This window comes from Thermodesulfobacteriota bacterium, assembly GCA_036397855.1.
In the GTDB taxonomy this organism is placed as follows: domain Bacteria; phylum Desulfobacterota_D; class UBA1144; order Nemesobacterales; family CSP1-2; genus DASWID01.
The window spans coordinates 1-7,392 of sequence record DASWID010000074.1 but is presented as its reverse complement, the minus strand read 5'-3'; the positions used below and the strand labels follow the sequence as shown (position 1 = coordinate 7,392).

The 7,392-nt window shown below is 38.8% G+C and carries 6 protein-coding genes; 4 read left to right on the top strand and 2 right to left on the bottom strand.

Annotation, left to right across the window (positions count from 1 at the left end; genetic code table 11):
* Positions 1-831: 831 nt before the first annotated feature.
* On the bottom strand, positions 832-1,551 hold the full coding sequence (locus VGA95_05735) for a cation transporter (GenBank protein ID HEX9666046.1): 720 nt from the start codon (positions 1,549-1,551) through the stop codon (positions 832-834).
* A 650-nt stretch (positions 1,552-2,201) separates the two neighbouring features.
* Here VGA95_05735 and VGA95_05730 point away from each other — a divergent pair.
* The 4 genes from VGA95_05730 (at position 2,202) to VGA95_05715 (ending at position 6,359) form a co-directional block, all read left to right on the top strand.
* Positions 2,202-3,728 carry an AMP-binding protein gene (locus VGA95_05730; protein ID HEX9666045.1) on the top strand — a complete coding sequence of 509 codons (1,527 nt, stop codon included), beginning with the start codon at positions 2,202-2,204 and terminating at the stop codon, positions 3,726-3,728.
* A gap of 263 nt (positions 3,729-3,991) precedes the next feature.
* The gene (locus tag VGA95_05725) at positions 3,992-4,615 is read left to right on the top strand and encodes a methyltransferase domain-containing protein (protein ID HEX9666044.1); all 624 of its coding nucleotides are present in this window, start codon (positions 3,992-3,994) and stop codon (positions 4,613-4,615) included.
* 674 nt (positions 4,616-5,289) lie between these two features.
* Positions 5,290-5,856: a TlpA disulfide reductase family protein gene (locus VGA95_05720; GenBank protein HEX9666043.1), complete on the top strand. Its 567-nt coding sequence runs from the start codon at positions 5,290-5,292 to the stop codon at positions 5,854-5,856.
* 8 nt (positions 5,857-5,864) lie between these two features.
* Positions 5,865-6,359 (top strand): cytochrome c-type biogenesis protein, encoded by a 495-nt coding sequence (locus VGA95_05715; protein HEX9666042.1) that lies wholly within the window; start codon positions 5,865-5,867, stop codon positions 6,357-6,359.
* Between the two features lie 105 nt (positions 6,360-6,464).
* On the opposite strand, the gene VGA95_05710 is transcribed toward VGA95_05715, so the two are convergent.
* A complete protein-coding gene (locus VGA95_05710) occupies positions 6,465-7,118 on the bottom strand; it encodes a TVP38/TMEM64 family protein (GenBank protein HEX9666041.1) in 654 nt (217 codons plus the stop codon).
* Positions 7,119-7,392 lie beyond the last annotated feature (274 nt).

The window sequence follows — 7,392 nt, the reverse complement described above, 5'->3', positions numbered from 1 at the left end:
AGATAGAGTCGATGCTGGAATTCCAAGTGCCGACTGAATATCACCAACCACCAGGCCCTCAGGATGAGCAGAAAGCAAAAGCCTCATAATCCTGAGACGTGCCTCGGTCCCCATGGCCGATAGCATATTTGCATAATTTGTTATTCTTTCATCTTTGATGCTTAATTCCATATTACTAAAATAATAGAAATATAACCAAAGTCAAGCCTGAAGTTAAAAATTGTTTGATATCAATGCCGAAATTTATCGCAGCTACCTCACGGAGAAATATCGGGTAAAATACTTTTCACTGCCCAATTCCTGTAGCCTACCGCGGGATTGACAATTAGTCATTGCTGTACAACTCATACATTTCGTGGACAAAATTTTTGCGGTTTCTCGAATAGATTTATTTTCGTTAATCCTTTTCTGAAAGAAAAGGACTCACACGGCATTCCAAAAATTGCGTTGAGAAAATCAGGAACGAAGACGTTAAAATCTCCCTAAATCCCTCTTTATTAAAAAAGACGTGCGAACGGGGACAGCCTCGTCCTGAGCAAGGTCGAAGGATTGCTTCTTTGTATCAAGACAAAGAAGTTAGAAAAAAAGTGCGATAAATGAAAAAATTGCTTTAAAGATTCTGTGCGTGAAATATCTGGCTTTTACAATTGCGAAAGACCGAAAGGATTGAAGCAACCCCTCTTTTGGATCGCCACAATTCTACCCCCTCCGAAAAGACAAATTAGAAGCAAAATAGAAATCCATTTTTTCTTTATCGCACCGAATAAATCGAATAAAAAATAGACTATTACCAGTTGTCGGATGATTTTGAGCTAGACGTAAGCTGGAGAACTAGCAACTGCAAAGTTTATCCTCTTTTAGAGTGTTATAACCCTCCCTTATTAGAAATATAACTATAATAAAACCAACTATCGGGTCTGCCCACCAGAGGCCATACAGGTAGTTAAGCCCCAATCCAACCAGCAATGCTATTGATAGAAAAACGCAGGCAAGCGTTTGTTTTGAATCCCCTAACAAACTCCTGCTCTCAATCATTTTAGCGGTTTTGTATTTCATATAGAATAGAATGGGCATTACTATAATAGATATAAATGCGATGATAATTCCCAAAACACTTGGATCAGGGATTTCTTGAAAATATAACTTCTTTGCAGATTCATATAATACATACGCACCGAGAATAAAGAATGCGAAGGCAACAAATTTTATAGCCTTAGCCTCTATCTTAATTTCTTCCTCTTCCGACACCTTCCCATGTTTACTGAACCTCCAGATCATTACCCCGCCCGAGAGAGATTCAACAAAGCTATCCAGACCAAATCCAACAAGGGCAATGCTCCCGGCGAGCAGACCAGCAAAAATTGACACTATTCCTTCCAGGAAATTGTATCCCACTGTGAAGTACGAAAGGAAAAGAGCCCTTCTGTAAAATCCAGAATGTTTGGTATCAATCCCTTCTGTAAATCCAGTTGCGCTTTTTAATGTATTATTGCAACAACTACAGGCTTCACCACAATTGCATCCACAGATTAATGCTATTTGAACTCTCATTTTTCCTTATTTTTTTCAATTTTCTTTCATGCAATAGAAACTATTTTTACTCTATTATACCATCTTATTTAATTCGATTACTGCAAAAAATCTTGGAAATACAAAAAAATGTAAAAAATAAATAGTGAACGGACACCTATAATAAAAAGTTATCGTGTCGTACCTTCACAGGCTGTTGCAAAAAGATCGAGGTTTAGGCTGGTATTATTGTATTTATTGATTCAAAGGAGAAAGAATGAGATCGCCACGCTATCGCTCGCGATGACTTACTTTTCTTAGTGTTGATACCCTGATAATACGATTCATGGTTCATGATTTAAGATGCACGACAAGTTACTCATCTTGCACGCATAAGTAAAGGTAACAATCCAACGGACCGGGACCGAACACCTTTATTCAAAAACAGAGATTGTTTCGTCATTCCATTCCAAAATGACAAACTAGAAATGCTGAATCGAATCCAGCATGACTGTGACAGTCATTTTCTTAATGCAATTTTTGGAAGGCCAAATACGTTCTCCTTGTAATGAAAGAAGATGCGGATACCGGATTACAAGATAAAATGGGGAGAGACCCGAATATGAATGAAAATGCAAATCTTTCAATAAAATCATGTAAAATCTAAAAAACATCGAGAGGAAGAAATTATTGTGCTACTACACAAACTGTATGAAAAACAACTGATTAAAACTCCGGATAAAGAAGCGATAACCTTCAAAGGAAAATCGACTCCTTATGGAGAGCTCGACGAGTCAATAAAAGGATCAGCCCGCGCCCTAATAAATTTAGGAATTAACCGGGGAGACAGAGTAGCGTTATTTATGAACAACTGTGTTGAATTGATTGAACTTTATTTTGCCTGTTTCAGGACGGGCTCAATAGCGGTCCCGTTAAACCATCGTTATCAAACCGGCGAGGTCGTATATGCCGCAGACCATTGTAAAGCAAAGATCCTGATAGCCGACGTTGACTTATTCCCGAGGGTGAAAGACATCCAGGGTTCTGTACTTTCTATACAGGGTATCTACGAGGCTGGGCCCGAATCGAAAAACGGAGAAAATTCGTGGAATAGTGTTCTGGAGAGTGCCCCGATCGAGGTCGACTGGCCATTCGTAGATAAGAATGACCCGGCAATGATATTGTACACATCCGGAAGCACCAGTAAACCAAAAGGTGTCACACATACCCATAATTCAATTTTCAATAACTGTATTAGCCGAAAGATAACACAAGGACTCACGGAAGATGATATCTCCCTGGTTGCAACCGCTATATGCCATGTGGGTGGTTCTGTTGGAAATACCTTTCCCATATTATATTCGGGTGGAACAGCAGTTTTATTAGAGACGCCAGATCCTGTCCTTTTCCTGGAATGTGTGAAACTTTACAGACCCTCTCGCGCTGTGCTATTGCCCGCTCAGTTGTTAGACGTAGTGGAACATCCAAGAGCTAAAGAAGTTGATTTTGGTTCGTTAAAAGAGGTTGAAGCTGGTGGTGATCAAATATCTCATGACTTATACGACCACTTCAAACGTGTAACCGGATTTGAACTTAGTCAGTTATATGGACTCACCGAATGCGAAGGTAGCTGCTTGACACCTCTTTCTAAACCAATCAAGCGAGGTTCCATAGGTCAACCAAGGCACGGAGTTGAAATTCGTTTGATTAATGATGATGGCAAGGATGTGCAAATTGGAGAATCCGGTGAAATTTTAATCAAAAGTGACAGTCAAATGATCGGATATTGGAATGACCGTGAAAATACAGAAAAAACCTTAGTAGACGGGTGGCTCAAAACAGGAGACATCGCCCGAAGGGATGATGAGGGATACTACTATTTCATCGGTCGAATAAAGGAAATTATTATCAAAGGTGGTTCTAATATCGCGCCAGGAGAAGTGGAAGAGGTTCTCGACGACCATCCGAGTGTAATTATAAGTGGTGTTGTTGGAACACCACATCCGCGCTACGGGGAGTTTATACACGCATTTATTGAACTTGATCCAGGATCAGTGAACCCCCCTAACGAAGAAGAACTTAAATCATATGCATCTAAACGTTTAGCGCAATACAAGGTGCCTGATCGCTGGACATTTGTTAAAGAATTACCAAGAAATGAAATTGGGAAGATTGATCGGAGGGGCCTTCATGTGCTCGCAGCTAAGCTTGATTCTTAGTGCTTAGCCCATCATTAATCAACTCCGCTATCTTCTTCGACTCGGTCACCCTTCGACCAGGCTCAGGACAGGCCCTTCGACTGGGGTGAACGGGGGGGATGTTGAAGGACACGTAACAAGATTTCAACCACAAAGTCGCAGATTCCTAATAACTACTTTCAGGAATAACACGATAACCGAATTTCCATATCGGGAAGGAATCTCTTTTTAAACCTAAGCATTTTTAGATCTAATTTTTTATAGTCAAAATATATTCGGTAGAAATGAGATTAAATCAAGTTAAAGAGAAATACGATTCCCTTGCTCATTATTATGACAAAAGGTGGGAAGGATATCTTGAAGCAACACATAAAGTTGCTATTGAATTACTAAAACCAAAAGCGGATGACACTATTTTGGATGCCAGTGGCGGGACTGGACTCTTGAGTGAAAAGATAATTCCAACCCTTGGCAATAGAGGACAGATCTTCCTTATTGACATTTCGGACACCATGACCGCAATAGCCAAAGATCGCTTAGAACAATTTGATAACATCATGATAAGCCGGCAAGATGTTAATAAACTCGATTTTCCAGAGAATTTCTTTTCCAAGATTCTCTGTGTTAATGCTTTCCACTATTACTCCAATCCACATCAAGTACTTACCAATTTTTATCGGATTCTAAAGCCGGATGGAAGGCTAATAATAGTGGACTGGTGTAGAGATTCCTTCCATTTTAAGGCCTATAATTTCCTGTTGAAGTATTTAAGTAAATCACATGTGAAAATTTACACCTCGAAAGAATTCAAGGATTTGCTCGATAATGCAAAATTTATATTAGAAGAATTAACTCCGTTTTCATATGGTCTCTGGAGACTCACGGGTTTAGGAGCCAGAAAGGTCTAGAAGCCTTGTGCGTAAATTTAGCGTTTCTTTCCCGGACGGACAGTAATATTAGGACTGATGAGGGCATCAGTCCCTACAAAGTGGAATCAATAAATCACACTCGCTCCAATTCCAGGGAATGTCATCACTGTAAAAGCCAAATATTTCGACGACAGAATCTTTAAAAGTATTTCCTTCACTTATCTCACTTTTCTTTTTAACTTCTTTGTCTTGATACAAAGAAGCAATCCTTCGACCTTGCTCAGGACCAGGCTGCCCAAAAATTCGCTAAAAATCATAAACTCCGACTAAAAAATTTAATCCAACCGCAACCCGCAAATTTTTCTATACGTCTTCGTTTCTGATTTTCTTAACGCAATTTTTGGAAGGCCGTTCGAATCCTTTTCATTCTGAAAAGGATTAAGGAAAATAAATCTATTCATCAATTTGTAAGAATTTTGTCCACGAATTAGCTAACATCTACAATTACGAGCACTTTGATAAGCTCAGTGAAAACTCTGCGAGGCAATCTCGTTTTTCATGGAATTGCCACGAATGAGATCATTAGTCCCACAATGAAGTTTTTAAATTTTCTTATAAAAACAATTTTTCAACTATTTTTTTGCTGGTATTATATCAATATTATAAAAACATACTAAAAAGGTACTATTAATAAAGTCTATGAGGAATAACCGATGAAAATCCTGAGCATAGTTAGTCGATTAGCAATTTTCGTCGCTATTATACTCGTTTTGAGCATTATGGGTTATGCGATATTTGGCAATAGAATCATCATTAAAAAATCTCCTCTCGTTGGATATGAGGCGCCAGATTTTACACTCGCGCTTTTTGATGGTAGTACTGTAAAGCTTTCAGATCTTAAAGGTAAGGCCGTTCTCGTGAACTTCTGGGCATCATGGTGTATACCTTGCAGGGATGAAGCCCCTGAGCTCGAATCCTCATGGATGAAATATAAAAATAAACAAGTGGCATTTCTCGGCGTTAACATATGGGACGACGATGCTAACGCTCTCTCATATATTAAGAAATATGGGGGGGGTTATCCAAATGGAAAAGACCCTGAGGGCCAAATTGGGGTTGATTATGGGGTTGCAGGGGTTCCCGAAACCTACTTTATCGATCCTACAGGGAGAATAACTGAAAAATACACCGGTCCCCTTAACGGGGAAATTATTGATTTCTATCTGGGAAAGGCACTCTTAAATCACGACACAGACGGCTTAACCCAGAAAGATAATTAAATTTACGTATGCTTAAAGACAAAAGTAAAATACAGGTTTTTATCGTATTGAGTCTTATTATTTTAGCCACTCTCATTTCAAAATCCTTCTCGTTATCTGAGAGCATAGATGACGAGGCTCGTGAAATCTCCTATCTCTTAATGTGCCCCGTCTGCCAGGGACAGAGTGTTGCTGAATCTAACTCTGACCTTGCAAAAGATATGCGTTCAATCATAAGACAGAAGTTAGAAGCGGGAGAGAGCAAAGAGAAAATAATCAATTATTTCGTAGATAGATACGGGGAAAGCATACTCGGCTATCCTCCGGTAAAGGGAGTGAATCTGCTCTTGTGGATATTGCCTGCATTAGCAGTAGTGCTAGGTGGTATCGGCATAGGGTTGTTTTTGCACAGATCAAAAGCTATTACAGGGCAAGAAATAAATATTGGAAAGGTAGAAAATACCAAGGAAGATAAAGAATATCTTAAGATGGTCGATAAGGATTTAAAGGATTTGGACAAGTAAGGATAGAAATATAGAAATGACGAAATTCTACAAAGCATCAAGCACTATGAAATGGCTCATAGTAGGAATTCCATCATCCATACCAAAGATTGATTGACGAAATGACTACCTACCGGCTTTTCGCTTTCTTAAATACCATGGGAAAATCACAGCAGTTACAACTATTAGGAAAAATCCAATAAGAATTGCCCACCCACCCTTGCTTATAGAACCTCCGAAATAAGAATAAACCGCAGTTGCAGGAATGATTCCAATCAATGTTGCAAAAAAATAATTCCAAAATGATACTCTTAAAACACCAGAAGCATAACTTACTAAATCAAAAGGTGGTCCAATAGGGGAGGTTCTTATCAATAATAAGGTCTTAAAATCACTCTTACTTAACTTTTCATTGATTTTCTCCAATTTTCCCTTCGATATCTTTTCGACGAAATCCTTTCCCAGGACCCTCGCTACTAGAAAACTTATACATGCATTCAGTGTTGCTCCGGTAACCGTTAAGATAGTTCCCCATAGTGGGCCGAATGTGAATCCGCCGGCCAAAGTGTAAAGAGTCGGGGGTATAGGAACAAACGGTCTTAATGAAAGGGCATAGACTCCGAGATAAACCAGTGCTCCCTTAAAAAATCCGAAGCTTAAGATAAACTCTTTGACCTTCAGAGGCGTAAGATCTTGAATTTCTACACCCGATGCCCTCATTAAAAAGAATAATAGCAATATAAAGAACAGTACTAAAAATATTTTTATGTACGCCTTCATGTTTAACTCATTTAGTTTCTTAATTAAATCCACGTTCGATATTCCCTTCAAATCGAAATTAAGATAATTTTATTATTAGATGCATTAATCTGTCCTTAGTTTCTAACCTTAACACTCTAATTCTCGTACTTTACTACGAGGTTAACACAATCTGGTCATTACAGAAGAAGATATTTATCTATTTTTTCCCTTTCTTCGTCTTTATACTGAAACAGGCATGTCCTGATGTAGATCAGGATTCAGCACAGCGTACAAAGAAATAATCCTTCGATCC

Excerpts from the sequence above, each read along its gene's own strand:
- VGA95_05720 (HEX9666043.1), top strand. The coding sequence starts at position 5,290 with ATGAAAATCCTGAGCATAGTTAGTCGATTAGCAATTTTCGTCGCTATT.
- VGA95_05725 (HEX9666044.1), top strand. The coding sequence starts at position 3,992 with ATGAGATTAAATCAAGTTAAAGAGAAATACGATTCCCTTGCTCATTAT.
- VGA95_05735 (HEX9666046.1), bottom strand. The coding sequence starts at position 1,551 with ATGAGAGTTCAAATAGCATTAATCTGTGGATGCAATTGTGGTGAAGCC.
- VGA95_05710 (HEX9666041.1), bottom strand. The coding sequence starts at position 7,118 with ATGAAGGCGTACATAAAAATATTTTTAGTACTGTTCTTTATATTGCTA.
- VGA95_05715 (HEX9666042.1), top strand. The coding sequence starts at position 5,865 with ATGCTTAAAGACAAAAGTAAAATACAGGTTTTTATCGTATTGAGTCTT.